This is a genomic window from Shinella zoogloeoides, assembly GCF_030733845.1.
GTDB lineage: Bacteria > Pseudomonadota > Alphaproteobacteria > Rhizobiales > Rhizobiaceae > Shinella > Shinella zoogloeoides_C.
Genome location: NZ_CP132311.1, coordinates 1,814,082 through 1,831,695, shown reverse-complemented (window position 1 = coordinate 1,831,695; position 17,614 = coordinate 1,814,082). Strand labels below are relative to the sequence as shown.

Here is a 17,614-nt window from a genome sequence, read left to right as displayed (position 1 = left end):
CATGGTTGTGCGGGGTTGTCACGCCTCCGGCGCAGCGGGTCGCCTCGAAATGGTAGGGGGATGGCACGACAGTGCGCAGGGCGACGGGCTCCGTCATGAGAAACGGAGCCCGGTCCAAGCGTGGTTCAGGCGGGAATCAGTAGCCTGCCGACATCAGTTCCGCGTGGGAGTCGAAGAAGCGTTCCAGGCCGTACTGCTTGCCGAACATGATGTCGTGCTGCAGGAAGCGGAAGTCGCGCACCAGCGGGTCGATGGTCTTCTTGCGCGCCCAGTCGGCGGTCGCCTTGCCCTTGGCGTCGATCAGCATGTAGCGGTCGATGACGCGCAGCTTGTCGTGCACCGCACCGAGGAAGCCGGTGTAGTAGGGGTGCTCGAAGCCTGCCTCCTTGAGGATGTAGTAGGACAGGAACGCCGGGCTGATCGTGCCGACCTCCTTCTCGACGCCGGTCTTGTTCGACCAGATGACGAGCGGGGTCTCGTGTTCGTTCTTCATCTGCTCGGGCGTGCCCTTGCGCGCGGCGGTGATGCCCTTCATGTAGCCGGAATTCTTGTAGACCGTGTTGAGCGGCGGCAGGTGGTCGCCGAAGACGACGATGATCGTCTCGCGGTCGCGCTCTTTGGCCCAATCCATCAGCATCTTCAGGCTCTTGTCGGCTTCCTTCACGCCCTGGGCGTAGCTGGCGAGCATGCGGTTGTCGCGGGCGTCGAGCTTGCCGTCGACGGAAACGTCGGTCTTCGTATAGCGGCCGTCGTCATAGGGGCCGTGACCCTGCAGGGTGACGGTGAAGAAGAAGAACGGGTCTTCCTGCGCATCCGCCTGGCGGATGATTTCCTTGGTCAGCGCCTCGTCCGAGGTGAAGTTGCCACGCTTTGCGAGCGGCGGCATCTTGTCGACATCCTTGAAGGTCTGGAAGCCGAAGGCCTTGTAGACGCTGCTGCGGTTCCAGAACCAGCCGGAGAAGGGATGGATGGCGCGCGCTGTATAGCCTTCCGCCCGGAAGAACGTGGCAAGCGAGGGGATCGGCTTGCGCACATACTGCTGGTAGGGAATGCTGCCCGTCGGCAGGAAGGCGTTGGAAAAGCCCGTCAGCGCCTCGAATTCGACATTCGCGGTAAGGCCGCCGAATTCCGGCGAGAAGACGTTGCCGCTCTGGCTTTCGCGGATGACCGGCATCGGATCGGGCGAGAGTTTTACGCTCTTGATCCGCGTCGGGTCCCACAGCGATTCGCTCATGACGACGATGACATCAGGCTTGGAGCGGTGCGTCGTGCCGGCGGGCAGGGGCTTGGACGGAATCTTGTCGATGGCGTCGACCATGTAGCCGGAGGGCGCCTGCACGTTCGCCATCGGCAGGTTGATGGCAAAGGCCATGACGAAGCCGTTGTGGCGATAGTTCTCCGCCTGGTCCCACATGATCGGGAAGATCTTCAGCCGGTCGCGGACCCAGGAGAACTCGTTGTAGTCCATGATCGAGACGAAGCCGGCCAGGAGCGGCAGCGCGATGGCAAGGCGCGTCAGGCGCTCCTTCTTCGTCAGCGGACGGAAACGGCGCCAGGCAAAGATCCAGAGGCTGACAAGGCCCACGACGCCGCCGACGACGGCGAGCGCGAGCGCGGCGGCCGTCCACGGCCGGTCCTGCACGAGCACCGGCATCAGTTCGATGATCTGGCGGCCGAAGAGCAGGTCCGTCGGGTAGAGCGGGTCGGTGAGGAAGACCTGCTTCTGCTGCGAGATGACGCCCATCAGCACCACGAGCGGCGAGACGAACAGCACGGCCTTGTGCTGCCGGCCGATCAGCGCGTCGATGGCGAGGTAAAGCAGGAAGAACACGCCCGTTGTGGTCCAGCCGGGCTGCTCGAGATTGGTGAAGTAGAGCCAGGTCTGGGCGAGCGAGCCGCGCGTGATCCATTCGATGGCGACGACGGTGGCAAGCGCCAGAAGGCCGGAAACGGCGAGCGAACGCAGGACGGCGAGCGCCTTGGCGTGGCGCGCGGCAAAGCCTGCCTCGACGGCAAGTCCTTCGGTGGCATCCATCGCCACGGCGGCAGGAGTAAACAGGGCCAAGGCCGTCTCCAAACTTCATAAAACTTTCGTGTATCTGTCATACGGACGTCATCTTGAACAGGAGATGAACGGTTTCTGCAACGTTCTGCCGGTGCTTTGGTTCCCTCTGTTGCTTGCGGCAATGATGCCGCGAACCCCCTGGGAAACGAGGGTTTGCGGCAAGAGCGGAGGCAATTGCCGCGCGGTTCCATTCCCAAAGCGCCTGCCATGCTCTAAAGGGTGTAGCGACCGTTCGAGAGTGCGGGCAGCGTGCGCGGCCGCAGGATCGGACACCATGAGGAAACGGGTCCCGCAGACATGACTTCCCAGACCGAAAAGACGACGCTGCGCATTGCCGTCGCGCAATTGAACCCGACCGTCGGCGACGTGAACGGCAACCTTGCCAAGGCGCGCGCCGCCCGCGAGGATGCCGCCCGGCAGGGCGCAGACCTCCTGCTTCTGACGGAACTCTTCATCTCCGGCTATCCGCCCGAGGATCTCGTGCTGAAGCCCGCCTTCCTCAAGGCCTGCCGGCGGGCGGTCGACGATCTTGCCGCCGACACGGCCGATGGCGGCCCGGGCGTCATCATCGGCTTTCCGCGGCAGGACGAGACCGGCCGCTACAACGCCGTCGCCGTGCTCGACGGCGGCAAGGTGATCGCGGTGCGTGACAAGGTGGACCTGCCGAATTACGGCGAGTTCGACGAAAAGCGCGTCTTCGACCAGGGGGCGATGCCCGGCCCGGTCAATTTCCGCGGCGTGCGGCTCGGCATTCCGATCTGCGAGGATATCTGGGGCGAACTCGGCGTGTGCGAGACGCTGGCCGAGAGCGGCGCGGAGATCCTGCTGTCGCCGAACGGCTCGCCCTACTATCGCGGCAAGGTCGATATCCGCCACCAGGTCGTGCTGAAGCAGGTCATCGAGACCGGCCTGCCGCTGCTCTATGCCAATCAGCTCGGCGGCCAGGACGAACTGGTCTTCGACGGCGCGAGCTTCGCCTTCAACGCGGACAAGGCGCTCGCCTTCCAGATGAGCCAGTTCGAGGAGACGGTCGCGCTCACCACCTGGAAGAAGCATGGCGAAGGCTGGGCCTGTGACGGCGGGCCGATGTCGCGCATTCCGGAAAAGGAGGAGGCGGACTACCGCGCCTGCCTTCTCGGCTTCCGCGACTATGTCAACAAGAACGGCTTCAAGAACGTGGTGCTCGGACTCTCCGGCGGCATCGATTCGGCGATCTGCGCGGCCATTGCCGTGGATGCCTTGGGCGAGGAGCGAGTTCGCTGCATCATGCTGCCCTACCGCTACACGTCGAAGGATTCGCTGAAGGACGCCGCCGACTGCGCCAAGGCGCTCGGCTGCCGCTACGACATCGTGCCGATCGAGGCGCCGGTGACCGGCTTCCTCTCCTCGCTCTCCGAGCTTTTCGAGGGCACGGAAGAGGGCATCACGGAAGAGAACCTGCAGAGCCGCGCCCGCGGCACGATCCTCATGGCGGTCTCCAACAAGTTCGGCTCGATGGTCGTCACCACCGGCAACAAGTCGGAGATGTCGGTCGGCTATGCCACGCTCTACGGCGACATGAACGGCGGCTTCAACCCGATCAAGGACCTCTACAAGATGCAGGTCTATGCGATCTCGCGCTGGCGCAACGCGCATGTGCCGCCGGGCGCGCTTGGGCCGACGGGCGAGGTGATTCCGCAGAACATCATCGACAAGGCGCCGTCCGCGGAACTTCGCCCCAACCAGACCGACCAGGATTCGCTGCCGCCCTATCCGGTGCTCGACGAAATCCTGGAATGCCTCGTCGAACGGGAGATGGGAACGGAAGAGATCGTCGCGCGCGGCCATGATGAAGCGACGGTGCACCGGGTCGAGCACCTGCTCTACATCGCCGAATACAAGCGCCGCCAGTCGGCGCCGGGCGTGAAGATCACCAAGAAGAACTTTGGCCGCGACCGGCGCTATCCCATCACCAACCGCTATCGTGACCGGGGGTGATGGCGTGGAGGGGCCGGTGGAGGAGCGCAGGGACCCGGTCTTCACGGACGAGGAAGTCCGGCTGATCCGGCTGTGGTCGCTCAGCGACCTTTCAGCCGGAAGGCAGGTTTCCGCACAGGTCGCCTATTTCGCGACGCCTGCTCTTTTCGGCGTCTATGGTCTCGTTACGGGAAGCCAGACCGTCCTCGGCGTCGCCTTCCTGTGCATCCTGCTGCTGCTTGTCTGGGGCTTCGTTTCCACCTGGCGCGAGCAGCGCCAGGTCGCGCTTATGCAATCCATCTGCAGGAAGCTTTCGGCGGGGGACGCAGGGAGCTAGATCATGCGCAGTTCCGTCGAAATCCACAACATCGCCACCGGTCGAACACGCGTCGTCTGGCAGACGGAGCGGCTGGTGGAGGCGCCGAATTTTTCGCGGGACGGGCGCTTTCTGATCATCAACGGCGATGGGTTGCTCTATCGCCTGCCGCTCGACGGCGGGGAGCCGGTTCGGATCGATACGGGGCTCGCCACGCGCTGCAACAACGACCACGGGCTTTCGCCTGACGGGGCGTGGCTTGCGATCAGCGACAAGGTGGAATTCGGCAAGTCGGCGATCTATGTGCTGCCGGCCGGGGGCGGCGTGCCGCGGCTGGTGACGCCGAACCTGCCCTCGTATTGGCACGGCTGGTCGCCGGACGGGACGACGCTTGCCTATTGCGGCATCCGGAACGATCTCTTCGACATCTACACGATCCCGGTCGAAGGCGGCGAGGAGCGGCGGCTGACCTTCGGCGAGGGACGCAACGACGGGCCGGATTATTCGGCGGACGGCGCGTGCGGCCGGACGGCAGTGAGCCGACGCGCATCACCGACAGCCCCTACGGCGACTGGTTTCCGCACCCTTCGCCGGATGGCAAGCATCTGCTGGTGCTGTCCTATGACGGTGACGTTTTCGACCATCCGCGCGATCTCTCCGTCCGGCTGCGGCTGATGGACATGGATGGCGGCAATGCGCGTGTTCTCTTCGAGCTTTTCGGCGGGCAGGGCACGATGAACGTGCCGAATTGGTCGCCGGACGGCTCCGAATTCGCCTTCGTTCGCTATGCGCCCGCGTGAGCCGGCGCCCCCTGATTAAGCATTCGCTCACCAGCCTGTTTAAGCGAATTTTGCCGTCTCTGCGCTAGCTTCCCTTCAACAAAGCCCGCTGAACGGGCCGGGGACAGGCAGGGAACGATGACGGGCATGGCGCAAGAGGGCCGCGCGACGCGGCGACGCGGATTTGGCATGGCGATCCGCGCAGCGGCGCTGATGATCGTCCTGCTTTTCGGCGCCGCCAACTACCTCGTGCTCGACCATGCGATCGAGCGGGCCGACAGTTTCGTCGTCGAGACGGAGCGCACGCTGGTGCGCAACGAATTCAGCCACCAGATCGACCAGGTGGTGCAATACCAGAGCCAGCTTTCCTTCTGGGACAGGAGCTTCAACGAACTGGCCGAGGGCATGCCGGGCGATTCCTTCGTGCGCGACCAGTTGCGCGACTGGATGTGGTCCGATTTCGGTTTCTCCTGGATGATCTTCACCTCGCTCGACGGCGAGAAAATTCTTGGCGTGCATCGCGGCGAAAAGGTCTCCGACCGCAAGGCGCGCGAAAAGCTGCATTGGGTGAGCGACCTAACCCGCAAGGCCGAGCGCGCCTATTACGAGGCGCTGTCGCCCGATCGCGGCGGCTGGCAGGTCGCGGGTGCCAAGGAGGATCCCGACCTCCTGACGCCGGCGCTTCCCGAAATCCACGTCTCCGGCATGCGGCTGATCGACCGGGTGATGAGCATCGTCGTGGTGCAGGCCGTCATCCCGAAGACGCTTTACATTCCCGCGAACCGGCGGGAGCCGACGCTCCTCATCACCGTCAAGCCGGTCTCGCAGAAGATGCTGGCGAATTCGGAGCGACGGCTCGGCGTGCACGGCCTCGGCTTCACGCCGATCGTGACCGAGGAGCCGGGCCTCGTGATGACGCCGGTCGGCGGCGATGCCTACAATCCCATGGTCGCGTCCTGGCGGCCGAACATGCCGGGTTCCTTCGTCTGGCAATCGGCGCTGCCGCAGATCGCCATGTTCGTACTGGTCTTTGCCGGGGTCATGCTGTTCGTCACCATGCGCTTCTCAACGCTGGTGAAGGCCCTTCAGCGCAGCGAGGGAAAGAACGCGTTTCTCGCGCGGCACGATCCTTTGACCGGACTGAAGAATCGCAGCGGCTTCGACGAAGAGGTCTCGCGCGCCATAAGCAGGGGCGACAATGCGCCCTTCGCGATCCTCGCGCTCGACCTCGACAGGTTCAAGGCGGTCAATGACCGCCATGGCCATGCGGCGGGCGATGCCGTGCTCCTGGCGGTGGCCCGGCGCTTCTCCGACCGCGTCGGCCCGCGCGGCTGCGTGGCGCGGCTCGGCGGCGACGAGTTCTGCATCCTGCTCAAGGGTGCGCATGAACGCGAGGGCCTTCTGGAACTGGCGAACAGCCTCGTGCTCGATACGCAGGTGCCGATCGCCTATGACGGGCAGCTTCTCGTGATCGGCGGCAGCGCCGGCATCGCGCAGTTCCCCGACCATGGCAAATCGGTGCACGATGTCATGGTGAAGGCGGATGCCGCGCTCTATTCGGCCAAGAACGGCGGGCGCAACCGCGCGGTCCATGCCGGCGACGTCGCCAGCGCGGAGTTTTTGCAACCTGGCAGCATTCGCGCGGCGTAGACGCTTCCGGGCTTGATCGCATCGGGAAGCCGTGAGCATATCCTCCTCGTCAGGTGCCCGCCTTGCGGGAGAATCGGGAATCCGGTGCGGGAAAGCCCCAGGTCCGGAACGTGCCCAACGCTGTGACGGGGATGGCTTGCGCCTTTAAAAGCTTGAATCGATTCAGGCTTTTGCCACTGGTTGTTCAACCGGGAAGGCAGGTGCTTGCCGCGCGACCCGAAGTCAGAAGACCGGCCTGGCGAGATAGACCGAACCCGCGCGGACGGCGGCAGGTTGTACGCATTGTTGGGGAGATGACGATGCGAACCGAACCCTTGGACCATCTGGTCCGGGCGGGCGCCTTTCCGCACGAGGAGAGGCAGGCCGTCTACCGCGCCATCGAAACGCGCCGCGACGTGCGCGACCAGTTCCTGCCCGAGCCTCTGCCGGACGATCTCGTCGGCCGCCTGCTCAATGCCGCGCACAGCGCGCCGTCGGTGGGATTCATGCAGCCGTGGAATTTCCTGCTGGTGCGCGGCGAAGAGACCCGCCGCGCGGTGCATGCGGCCTTTCTGAAGGCCAATGCCGAGGCGGCCGGCATGTTCGAGGGCGAGCGGCAGGCACAGTATCGGGCGCTGAAGCTCGAGGGCATCCTGAAGGCGCCGCTGTCGATCTGCGTGACCTGCGATCCGACGCGTGGCGGCGACGTTGTGCTGGGCCGCACGCACAATCCGCGCATGGACGTCTATTCCACGGTCTGCGCGGTGCAGAACCTCTGGCTAGCGGCACGCGCGGAAGGGGTTGGCGTCGGCTGGGTCAGCATCTTCCATGACAGCGATATCCGGCAGATCCTCGGCATTCCGCAGCATGTCGAGATCGTCGCATGGCTGTGCGTCGGCTTCGTCGATCAGCTTTATCGTGAGCCGGAACTGGCGCTGAAGGGCTGGCGGCAGCGCCTGCCGCTGGAAGATCTGGTGTTCGAGGAGCGCTGGCCGGAGGACGGGGCGGGCGTCAGTTGACGCCGGCATCCGCCGGGCGGCCGAGATCGATGGCGGACGAGTTTTCCGGCAGGAAGAGCGGGCCGACCGTGCGCACCTTGCTCTTGGTGGGGTCGTAGAGGCGTTCCTCGATCTTGGCGGGCGCCCTGACCTCGATCTCCTCCTTCTTCGGCAGTGTACGGATGGTGGTGACGGAGCCGTCCTCTTCCGCGTCGGTCTCGCCGGTGCTGGCCGTCTCGGTGCTTTCGCCCCTGGCGGCCTTCTCGCGCTTGATCATCTCCTGATAGTAGGCGGAGAGGTCGCAGCCGCAGGCGTCCTGCTTGGAACGCTCGCGCGTGCGATAGGAGAAGGCGTTCGTCAGTTCGTAATAGGGCCGGCCGGTGACCGTGGAGGTCATCTGCTCCGTCTCCTGACCGTGGGTCATCGACTGGTAGAACAGTTCGGTCTCGGTTTGCGGGCACATCATTGCGCAGACCTTCTGGTCCCGGCGAAAATCGAGCGGCGTGGCGCCCGAGGATATCGGGAAGAAGCCGCCGTCGCAGGTGCGAACGCAGACGGTGCGCAGGTTGCCATGGCCCGAATTGCCGCCGAGCGAGCGCAATTGCAGCCTGTCGCTGCCATCCGGCGCCGTGCCGAGCGGCAGGGTGCGCGTCTCGTCCAGCGTGCGCAGGGTTTCGGTCGCGGCGACGGGCATGACCTGCGGCTGGTCGTTGCAGCCGTTGGTCTCGAGCGCCGCGAGAAGGACGTTGCGCCGGCCCTGGGAAGACACGCCGCCGGCAAACTCACGCCGTTTCTTGTCGAGGATCTGGAGGTTGCGCTCCATCTTGCCGACGACGGAGGAGAGCGTCGCGCAGGCCTCGGCATTGGCACCGCCGACGACGATGATGCTGCCGCTGGAGCAGCCGAGGCGGCGCTGGTCGCTCTTCGCCTTGCGCAACTGGATGTTCTGGCGTGCGATGGCGCCGGCATATTTGCGGGCGCTCGCCGTATCCACCACGACTTTCGGCATGTTCGCCAGCTCGATCTGGATGCGCGCGCACATATTCGCCGCCGCCGTTCCACCGGTGAGAAGGAGCGGCAGAGTGGCTGCAATGGCGAACAGAAGACGGGCGCGTCTCTTCAAATCCGTCGATCCCTGAAAATCTAGAACTGTCGGCCCAAGGCCGGTCTCGAAGGCCCTATCATAGGCCGCATGGATGCAAGCGCAACGTGCTCCCGCATTTGTGATTAACGTGCCGGCCCTCGCTTGCCTTGCAACGGCCACCGTTCGGGCCTAGATAACGGCCATCGTCAATGCAGACCGGATGGTGCGCAATGGATTTCAACCCGACCACAAATCGACTTCGTTTTGTCATCGGGGAAATCCGTATCCATGCCGCATTCCATCACCTTTTCCAAAATCACCTGGTCCACGCCTGACGGGCACACGCTCCTTTCCAATCTCGACCTGAGCTTCGGCTCCGAGCGCGCCGGGCTTGTCGGACGCAACGGCGTCGGCAAGACGACGCTGCTCAGGCTCGTCACCGGCGATCTGACGCCGCAGGCGGGCACCGTAACCGTCGACGGGACGCTCGGCTTCCTGCGCCAGAGCGTGCAAGTCGGACCAGAGGAGACCGTCGCCAGCCTGTTCGGCATCGTCGAGGCGCTTGCGCTTCTCGGCCGTGCCGCGCGCGGCGAGGCGGACGCCGACGATCTTGCCGATGCCGACTGGACGCTGGAGGCGCGGCTTGCCGCCGCGCTCGCCCGCGTCGGGCTTGAGGCGGAGCCGGACACGCCGCTTTCGGCGCTCTCCGGCGGCCAGCGCACGCGGGCCGCGCTCGCGGCGCTGATCTTCCGCGAGCCGGATTTTCTGCTGCTGGACGAGCCGACGAACAATCTCGACCGGGACGGACGGCGGGCGGTCATCGACATGCTCGCCGGCTGGCGGGCCGGCGCGGTCGTCGTCAGCCACGACCGCGAGCTGCTCGAAACCATGGACGCCATCGTCGAGTTGACGACGCTTGGCGCGACGCGCTACGGCGGGAACTGGAGCGCCTATCGCGCCCGCAAGGCGCTGGAGCTTTCCGCCGCGCACCGTGACCTCGCCGATGCCGAAAAGCATGCCGCAGAGGTGGCGCGCACCATGCAGACGATCGCCGAGCGCAAGGCGCGCAAGGACAGCGCCGGGCGGCGCAAGAAGGCGCGGGGCGACCTGCCACGCATCATGCTCGGCGCGATGAAGGAGCGCAGCGAGCTGACGGGCGGCGCCAATGCCCGGCTCGCCGAAAGCCGCCAGGCCCAGGCGGCCGAGGCGATGACGGCGGCGCGCGAGCGCATCGAAATCCTCCAGCCGCTCACCGTCACGGTGCCGCCGACGCATCTTCCCGCTTCGAGGATGGTGCTTCGCATGGAGGGCGTGACGGCGGGGTATCTGCCCGGAAACCCCGTCATCCGCGACCTTTCCTTCGCGATGACGGGACCGGAACGGGTGGCGGTGACGGGGTCGAACGGCTCCGGCAAGACGACGCTGCTGGCGCTCGCCACCGGCCAATTGCAGCCCTGGCAGGGAAGCGTGCGGCTCTTTACCGACGTCGCCATGCTCGACCAGCGGGTGAGCCTGCTCGATCCCGCCCTGTCGATCCGCGACAATTTCCGGCGGATCAATCCGGGCGCGGACGAGAATGCCTGCCGCGCGGCGCTGGCGCGTTTCATGTTCCGAGCGGACGCCGCGCTGCAGACCGTCGGCAGCCTCAGCGGCGGGCAGTTGCTGCGCGCCGGCCTTGCGGCAGTGCTGGGAGCTGCCACGCCGCCGCCGCTTCTCATCCTCGACGAGCCGACGAACCACCTTGACATCGATTCCATCGAGGCGGTGGAGGCGGGCTTGCGCGCCTATGACGGCGCGCTGCTCGTCGTCAGCCATGACGAGCCGTTCCTGGAGGCGATCGGCATCACCCGGCGGCTGGTGCTTGGGGCGGGGTAGAAAGGCCGGGAAGACCCGGCCTTCCGCGATCATGCCCTGCCGAAGCGCTCGATGACCTCGGCAAGCGGCACATGGCCCTTGAAGGCGCCGGAACCCCCCGGCGTCTCTCCGCTTTCCAACGCCGTGGCGAAGCGCACGGCGGGGTCGGCTTCGAGCCGGCGGCGGATCGCCTCTATGCGCGGCCAGCGATCCGCCGGCGCGACCTCATGGTAGTCAAGCCAGCGGGCGACGCCGATGAGGACGCCGTCCGCCAGCGTCGGGCGGTCGCCGGCGAGATAGGGCGTCTCGCCGAGCATCGCCTCCAGCTTGTCATGCCGCTCGATGACGGCCTCGCGGCCCCAGCGCCGCAGGTTGTCCTGCAGCACCGGATTCGGCGTCTCCATTTCGAGCGCCGACCAGAGCGGGCTGAAGGCGCCGGTGAAGCCGGTGTTGAGATAGGCCATGAGCTGGACCATGCGATCGGCCCCGGGTGAGGTGGGATCGAAGCTGATGCGCCGTTCGGTATCGCGGGCGGCGAACCAGTGGCCGATTGCCATGGTTTCGGTGATGATCCGGCCGTCGTCGGTGACGAGCGCTGGCGTCTCGTGCCGGGCGTTGAGGCGGGCATAGGCGGGTTCGCGCATTTCGCCCAGCATGTCGACGCGGCAGAGGCGATAGGGCTTGCCCAGCCACTCCAGCGCGGCGACGAGGCCCATGGAGCTTCCGGCCGGGAAGCCGTAGATGAGGATCGGTTCCAATGTTCTTCTCCGTGATTTCTGTTGACCACGCTGCGCAGCGACACTGGACCTAAGCCTTGCCTCTCCCCATGTAAATTACGCACATTTTTGTCACCACGCCGGAGCCCGCCATGAAGGATCTCGTTTCCCGCTGCCCGATCGAAGAGGCGATGCAGGTGATCGGCGGCCGCTGGCCGACACTGCTGATCTACTATCTGAAGGACGGCACGAAGCGGTTCAGCGATCTGCGGCGAGACAACCCGACGGTCTCGCATCGCATTCTGGCCCTGGAGCTGCGCAAGCTGGAAAGGGCCGGCATCGTCCAGCGCACCGTCTTCGAGGGGTATCCGCTGCGGGTGGAATACGACCTTACGCCCGCCGGCCTGTCGGTCGTTCCGCTGATCGACGCGCTCGGCGACTGGTGGGAGGCGCAGGATGCGGCGCGAGCCGTGCCGCAAACGAAAACGGCCGCCGAAGGGCAGCCGTCTCGTAAAGCAGGATTGCCCGTTCAGGCCGGGTAGGAGGCTTCCACGACGGCGAGCGCGGCCATGTTGACCACGCCGCGCGAGGTGGCCGAGGGCGACAGGATGTGGGCGGGCATGGCGGCGCCGAGCAGGATCGGGCCGACATGCAGGCTGTCCGTCATCGTCTTGACCACGCCGAGCGTGATGTTGGCGGCATCGAGGTTCGGGAAGACCAGCAGGTTGGCTTCGCCTGTCAGGGTCGAATCGGGCATGACGCGCTGGCGCAGGACCTCCGAAATCGCCGAATCGCCGTGCATCTCGCCGTCCGCCTCCAGGGTCGGGTCCATTTCGCGCACCATCTCCATCGCCTTGCGCATCTTGAAGCTGCTGTCCGAATCGCGCGAGCCGAAATTCGAATGGGAGACGAGGGCGGCGCGCGGGGTGATGCCGAAGCGGCGGATTTCCGCCGCCGCCATCACGGTCATCTCCGCCACTTCCTCGGCCGTCGGGTCGATGGTGACGTAGGTGTCGGTGAGGAAGGTCGCGCCGCGCTGCGAGATCAGCAGGCTGAGGCCCGAGAAGTCCAGCACACCGGGCTTCTTGCCGATGATCTGGCTGACATCGCGCAGGTGCCGGGAATAGCGGCCTTCCACGCCGCAGATCAGCGCGTCGGCCTCGCCGCGCTTGACGGCAAGCGCGCCGATGACCGTCTGGTTGGTGCGAACGATGGTGCGCGCGGCTTCGAGGATCACGCCCTTGCGGCCGACGATGCGGAAATAGTCGTCGACATAGTCACGGTAGCGCGGATCGTCGTCGGGGTTCACAACCTCGAAATCGACATCCGGGCGCACGCGCAGGCCGTAGCGCTTGAGGCGCGCCTCGATGATCTGCGGGCGGCCGATAAGGATCGGCTTGGCGATGTCCTCCTCCAGCAGCACCTGGGCGGCGCGCAGCACGCGTTCGTCCTCGCCCTCGGCGAAGATCACGCGCTTCCTCTCCGCCTTCTTTGCGGCCGCGAAGATCGGCTTCATGATGAAACCGGAGCGCCAGACGAAGCGGTTGAGCTGGTCGAGATAGGCGTCGAAATCGGTGATCGGCCGCGAGGCGACGCCGGTTTCCGCCGCCGCGCGCGCCACGGCCGGCGCGATGCGCAGGATGAGGCGCTGGTCGAAGGGCGAGGGGATCAGGTAGTTCGGGCCGAAGCTCGGCGTATCGCCGGAATAGGCGCGCGCCGCGACGTCCGAGACCTCCTCGCGGGCGAGCGAAGCGATGGCGCGCACCGCCGCCATCTTCATCTCCTCATTGATCGTGCGCGCGCCGCAATCGAGTGCGCCGCGGAAGATGTAGGGGAAGCAGAGGACGTTGTTGACCTGGTTGGGGAAATCCGAGCGGCCGGTGCAGATCATCGCGTCCGGGCGGGCGGCGCGCGCCTCCTCGGGCATGATTTCCGGCGTCGGGTTGGCGAGCGCCATGATCAGCGGCTTTTCCGCCATGCGGGCGAGAAGCTCCGGCTTCAGCACGCCGGCGGCCGAAAGGCCGAGGAAGACGTCCGCGCCGTCGATCGTCTCGGAAAGCTGGCGCTTGTCCGTCTCCTGCGCGTAGACGGCCTTCCACTGGTCCATCAGCGCCTCGCGGCCCTTGTAGACGAGGCCTTCGATGTCGTGCACCCAGATGTTCTCGACCCTGGCGCCGAGCGAGACGAGCTGGTTGAGGCAGGCGAGGGCGGCGGCGCCGGCGCCCGAGGCGACGATCTTCGCCTCACCCAGCGCCTTGCCGGCAAGCTCCAGCCCGTTCAGCACCGCAGCCGCGACGATGATTGCCGTGCCGTGCTGGTCGTCGTGGAAGACGGGGATATCCATCTTCTCACGCAGCTGGCGCTCCACCTCGAAGCATTCGGGGGCCTTGATGTCTTCCAGGTTGATGCCGCCGAAGGTCGGCTCCAGCGCGGAGACGACATCGACCATCTGGCCGACCGTCGGGGCGTCGATTTCGATGTCGAAAACGTCAATGCCGGCGAATTTCTTGAAGAGGACGGCCTTGCCTTCCATGACGGGCTTGGAGGCGAGCGGCCCGATATTGCCGAGGCCGAGCACGGCCGTGCCGTTGGAGACGACCGCGACGAGGTTGGCGCGCGCCGTATAGTCGGCGGCGGTCGCCGGGTCGTCGCGGATGGCCAGACAGGGGGCGGCGACGCCGGGCGAATAGGCGAGCGCCAGGTCGCGCTGGTTGCCGAGCGGCTTGGTGGGGTTGATCTCGAGCTTGCCGGGGCGGGGGTGGCGGTGGAAGAAGAGGGCCTGCTGGTCGATGTCTCCGCTTGCGGGGCCGTCCTGCGTCCTCGATTTATCACCCGTGCTCATGGTGCTCCCTGTCATGTGCTGTTTTCGTTTCGGCCCTTCGTTGTACGAAACCGCCGCGACGTGAAGTTTTTCGGAACCTCCCATAAAGCCTCAATCAGCGACCTGTGCAATGCCTATTTGCGGATCAAAAATGCATAGGTGTGTCATCAGTTTGAAACAGGACTCTGGTTTTCAACGGAACCAAAGTCGCCCGTTCCGGTGCGGAGTGCGGCGGCCGGCCACCCGGAGACAAACGCATGACCGTAACCCCCGCCGACCCCGATGTCCGTTACTTTCGCACGCTGTTCATCTCGGATGTGCATCTGGGATCGAAGGCGGCCAAGGCGGATTTCCTCATCGACTTCCTGCGGCATCATGAAGCCGAGACGATCGTGCTCGTCGGCGACATCGTCGACGGCTGGCGGCTCAAGCGCAACTGGTACTGGCCGCAGGCCTTCAACGACGTGACGCAGAAGCTCTTGCGCAAGGCGCGCAAGGGCACGCGCATCATCTACATTCCCGGCAACCACGACGAGTTCCTGCGCGATTTCCCCGGCACCCATTTCGGCGGCGTCGAGGTGGCCGAGCGCATCATCCACGAGGCGGCGGACGGCAAGCGCTATCTCGTGCTGCACGGCGACGAATTCGACGTCGTCGTGCGCCACGCCCGCGTCGTCGCCTATCTCGGCGACTGGGCCTATGACGCGGCCATCGCCATCAACGTGGTCTTCGCCGCCATCCGCCGCAAGCTCGGCCTGCCGTACTGGTCGTTCTCCGCCTGGGCCAAGCAGCAGGTGAAGTCGGCCGTCAACTTCATCGGCGAATTTCAGCGCGTGGTCGCCGAGGAGGCGCGGCGCAACGATGCCGACGGCGTCATCTGCGGCCATATCCACCACGCCGTCATCACCGAGATCGACGGGATTCGCTATATCAACAGCGGCGACTGGGTGGAAAGCTGCACGGCGATCGCCGAGCATCACGACGGCGAGATGGAGCTGATCACCTGGCAGAAGCTCGCCTCGGTCCCGGCGGAGGTCCTGCCCGTCTCGCGCCAGATGCCGGCCATCGAGACGAGGGCACCGGCCGGGGCGGAAGCCGCCTGAGCCCTGCCATCCGGCGTCGCGGCACCGGCAGAAATAGCGCATTGGCGTACGTAAGTCCGCATGCTAGAGCGGAGGGCGTTCCAACGCAGGTTCCCCGCCATGACCGCCCCTTCCGTGACCGCCGGCGCGCCGCCGTTTTTCGCCGCGCGCATCGCTCTCGTCTTCTGCGCGCCGATGATGGTCAACGGCATCGCGCTGCCGTTCTTCCCGGTCTGGCTGGAAACGCTTTCGATGAGCGATTTCCAGATCGGTATCGTCCTCGCGGTTCCGATGTTCGTGCGCGTCTTCTCGGCGCCGGTCGCTGGGCTGATCGCCGACCGGATCGGCGAACGGTCGATCGTGCTGCTCTGGTCGGGCACGCTGTCGCTCGCGACGGCGCTGGCGCTGTTCGCCACCGGCTCCTTCTGGCCGGTCCTTCTGCTCTATACGCTGCAAGGGGCGGTCTATTCGCCCTATGTGCCGATTACCGAGGCGATCGCGCTGTCTGGCGTGCGCCGCTGGAATTTCGATTACGGCAGGATGCGGCTGTGGGGATCGCTCGCCTTCATCCTCTCGACGATGACCGGCGGCTGGCTGGCCGGGTTCTATGGCGGGGCGATGGTGCTGCCGGCCATGGCGGTGGCCTTCGTGCTGACGGTGCTCGGCGCGTTCATCGCGCCGAAGATCGGCAAGCCGCGCCGGCCTTCGCCGATCACCGCGATCGCCAGCGTTTCCGGCACGAGCACGCTGCGGCAACGGGACGTGCAGTTCATGCTGGTCGGCGCTTCCCTCATCAGCGCCAGCCATGCCATGTACTATGCCTTTTCGGCGATCCACTGGCAGAAGCTGGGTTTCACCGGCACGGATGTCGGTCTTCTCTGGAGCGCCGGCGTTCTTGCCGAGGTCATCCTGTTCATCTTCGCCGTCCAGCTCCGACGCCGCTTCAATCTCTGGTCCATGATGATCTTCGGCGGCACGGTGGCGGTGGGCCGTTGGATCCTGTTTCCGATGGAGATGGGGTTTGCCGGCTACTTCGTGCTGCAATGCCTGCACGCCTTCACCTTCGCCATCGTCCATATCAGCGTGCAGAGCCGCCTCGTGGAGCGCGTCGCGGAGGAGCAGGAGGCCGCGGCGCAGGGGCTCTACTTCTTCTACACCGGCATCTTCACGGCACTCGCCACCTTCGTCTCCGGCTATACCTATAGCTGGTATGGTGTCCAGGGCTTCCACCTGATGTCGCTCGTCGCCGCGACGGGGCTGGTCTGTATCGTCGCCGGGCGGCTGGTCGCGCCGCGCGCCGGCACTCAGCCCCAGAGCGTGGCTTCGGGCGGGTAGACGCTGGAGCCTTCGTAGTGAAGGCCCGGCTCCCGGTCGCGGGCAAGCAGCAGCGGGCCGTCGAGATCGACGAAGTCGGCGCCCTGCGCCAGGAGCACGGCCGGCGCCATGCCGAGCGAGGTGCCGACCATACAGCCGACCATGATCTTCAGGCCGTGTCCGCGCGCCGCCTCGCGCAGCGCCAGCGCTTCCGTCAGCCCGCCGGCCTTGTCGAGCTTGATGTTGATCGCGTCGTAGCGGTCGGCGAGGCCGGCGACGTCCTGCGTGCGGTGCACGCTCTCGTCGGCGCAGACGGGGACGGGACGCGCGATATCGCGCAGCGCCGAATCGTTATTCGCAGGAAGCGGCTGCTCGATGAGGGCGATGCGCGCCTCGGCGCAGAGCGAAAAGTGATGAGCGAGATTTTCCGGCGTCCAGCCCTCGTTGGCGTCGAGGATGATGGCGCTTTCGGGTGCGCCGGCGCGCACGGCGCGGATGCGGGCGGCATCGTCCGCCGTGCCCACCTTGACCTTCAGCAGAGGCCGCCAGGCATGTTCGGCCGCCTGGCGCTGCATGGCGTCCGGCTCGCCGAGCGAGAGCGTGTAGGCGGTGACGAGCTTTTGCGGGGCGGTGCGGTCGATGACCTGCCAGGTGGGCACGCCGGACAGTTTCGCCTCGAGGTCCCAGAGCGCGCAGTCGATGGCGTTGCGGGCGGCGCCGGCCGGCATCCGGCGGGCAAGGTCCTCCCGGCCGATGCCATCCTCGATCGCGCCGCGCATCGCCTCGATGGCGGCGAGCACGCCGGGGACCGATTCGCCGTAGCGCGCATAGGGCACGCATTCGCCGCGGCCGGACAGGCCGGAAGCGCCTATGGTGCAGGTCACCACCTCCGCCGTCGTCTTCGCGCCGCGCGAAATGGTGAAGGCCCCGGCGATCGGGAAGCTTTCGGCGGCGGCAAGGAGGGTGCGGAGCATGGGATCGATCCTGACGGGATTGAAAA

13 protein-coding genes, 1 pseudogene and 1 riboswitch are annotated in these 17,614 nt (G+C 66.0%); of the genes and pseudogenes, 9 read left to right on the top strand and 5 right to left on the bottom strand.

Annotated features, from left to right (window positions below):
• Nucleotides 1-136 precede the first annotated feature (136 nt).
• Nucleotides 137-2,035, bottom strand: a complete 1,899-nt coding sequence (locus tag Q9316_RS10180) for an LTA synthase family protein (protein WP_306035269.1) — start codon at nucleotides 2,033-2,035, stop codon at nucleotides 137-139.
• A gap of 327 nt (nucleotides 2,036-2,362) precedes the next feature.
• On the opposite strand from Q9316_RS10180, the gene Q9316_RS10175 reads away from it, so the two are divergent.
• The 5 genes and pseudogenes from Q9316_RS10175 to bluB all read left to right on the top strand — a co-directional run bounded on the left by Q9316_RS10175 (nucleotide 2,363) and on the right by bluB (nucleotide 7,764).
• Complete coding sequence (locus tag Q9316_RS10175; protein WP_306035048.1) at nucleotides 2,363-4,042, top strand: NAD+ synthase; 1,680 nt, start codon at nucleotides 2,363-2,365, stop codon at nucleotides 4,040-4,042.
• Nucleotides 4,043-4,058: 16 nt separating this feature from the next.
• Nucleotides 4,059-4,358, top strand: a complete 300-nt coding sequence (locus Q9316_RS10170) for a hypothetical protein (RefSeq protein WP_306035047.1) — start codon at nucleotides 4,059-4,061, stop codon at nucleotides 4,356-4,358.
• A gap of 3 nt (nucleotides 4,359-4,361) precedes the next feature.
• Nucleotides 4,362-5,137, top strand: a pseudogene (locus Q9316_RS10165) (TolB family protein).
• 168 nt (nucleotides 5,138-5,305) lie between these two features.
• Nucleotides 5,306-6,766 carry a diguanylate cyclase domain-containing protein gene (locus Q9316_RS10160; protein WP_306035046.1) on the top strand — a complete coding sequence of 487 codons (1,461 nt, stop codon included), beginning with the start codon at nucleotides 5,306-5,308 and terminating at the stop codon, nucleotides 6,764-6,766.
• A gap of 34 nt (nucleotides 6,767-6,800) precedes the next feature.
• Nucleotides 6,801-7,019: riboswitch (cobalamin riboswitch) on the top strand.
• A 46-nt stretch (nucleotides 7,020-7,065) separates the two neighbouring features.
• Complete coding sequence (gene bluB, locus Q9316_RS10155; RefSeq protein WP_306035045.1) at nucleotides 7,066-7,764, top strand: 5,6-dimethylbenzimidazole synthase; 699 nt, start codon at nucleotides 7,066-7,068, stop codon at nucleotides 7,762-7,764.
• On the opposite strand, the gene Q9316_RS10150 is transcribed toward bluB, so the two are convergent.
• Nucleotides 7,757-8,866 (bottom strand): DUF2865 domain-containing protein, encoded by a 1,110-nt coding sequence (locus Q9316_RS10150; protein ID WP_306035044.1) that lies wholly within the window; start codon nucleotides 8,864-8,866, stop codon nucleotides 7,757-7,759. The two genes, bluB and Q9316_RS10150, sit on opposite strands and share 8 nt — an antisense overlap.
• Before the next feature lie 249 nt (nucleotides 8,867-9,115).
• On the opposite strand from Q9316_RS10150, the gene Q9316_RS10145 reads away from it, so the two are divergent.
• Nucleotides 9,116-10,702, top strand: a complete 1,587-nt coding sequence (locus tag Q9316_RS10145) for an ABC-F family ATP-binding cassette domain-containing protein (protein WP_306035043.1) — start codon at nucleotides 9,116-9,118, stop codon at nucleotides 10,700-10,702.
• 29 nt (nucleotides 10,703-10,731) lie between these two features.
• Here the strand turns inward: Q9316_RS10145 and Q9316_RS10140 are convergent, their stop codons facing one another.
• Nucleotides 10,732-11,439, bottom strand: coding sequence for a glutathione S-transferase family protein (locus Q9316_RS10140; RefSeq protein WP_306035042.1), 708 nt, complete (start codon nucleotides 11,437-11,439; stop codon nucleotides 10,732-10,734).
• A gap of 110 nt (nucleotides 11,440-11,549) precedes the next feature.
• Here Q9316_RS10140 and Q9316_RS10135 point away from each other — a divergent pair, with 110 nt between their 5' ends.
• Complete coding sequence (locus Q9316_RS10135) at nucleotides 11,550-11,939, top strand: winged helix-turn-helix transcriptional regulator (protein WP_306035041.1); 390 nt, start codon at nucleotides 11,550-11,552, stop codon at nucleotides 11,937-11,939.
• On the opposite strand, the gene Q9316_RS10130 is transcribed toward Q9316_RS10135, so the two are convergent.
• A complete protein-coding gene (locus tag Q9316_RS10130; protein WP_306035040.1) occupies nucleotides 11,927-14,239 on the bottom strand; it encodes an NADP-dependent malic enzyme in 2,313 nt (770 codons plus the stop codon). The genes Q9316_RS10135 and Q9316_RS10130 overlap by 13 nt on opposite strands.
• A gap of 236 nt (nucleotides 14,240-14,475) precedes the next feature.
• Between Q9316_RS10130 and Q9316_RS10125 the strand changes: the two genes are divergently transcribed.
• Together Q9316_RS10125 and Q9316_RS10120 are read left to right on the top strand one after the other, a co-directional pair.
• Nucleotides 14,476-15,321, top strand: coding sequence for a UDP-2,3-diacylglucosamine diphosphatase (locus tag Q9316_RS10125; protein ID WP_306035039.1), 846 nt, complete (start codon nucleotides 14,476-14,478; stop codon nucleotides 15,319-15,321).
• 99 nt (nucleotides 15,322-15,420) lie between these two features.
• Nucleotides 15,421-16,635, top strand: a complete 1,215-nt coding sequence (locus Q9316_RS10120; RefSeq protein WP_306035038.1) for an MFS transporter — start codon at nucleotides 15,421-15,423, stop codon at nucleotides 16,633-16,635.
• Here the strand turns inward: Q9316_RS10120 and dgcA are convergent.
• Entirely contained in the window at nucleotides 16,605-17,588 is a 984-nt protein-coding gene (gene dgcA / locus Q9316_RS10115) for an N-acetyl-D-Glu racemase DgcA (RefSeq protein ID WP_306035037.1), read from the bottom strand. The genes Q9316_RS10120 and dgcA overlap by 31 nt on opposite strands.
• Between the last annotated feature and the right edge of the window lie 26 nt (nucleotides 17,589-17,614).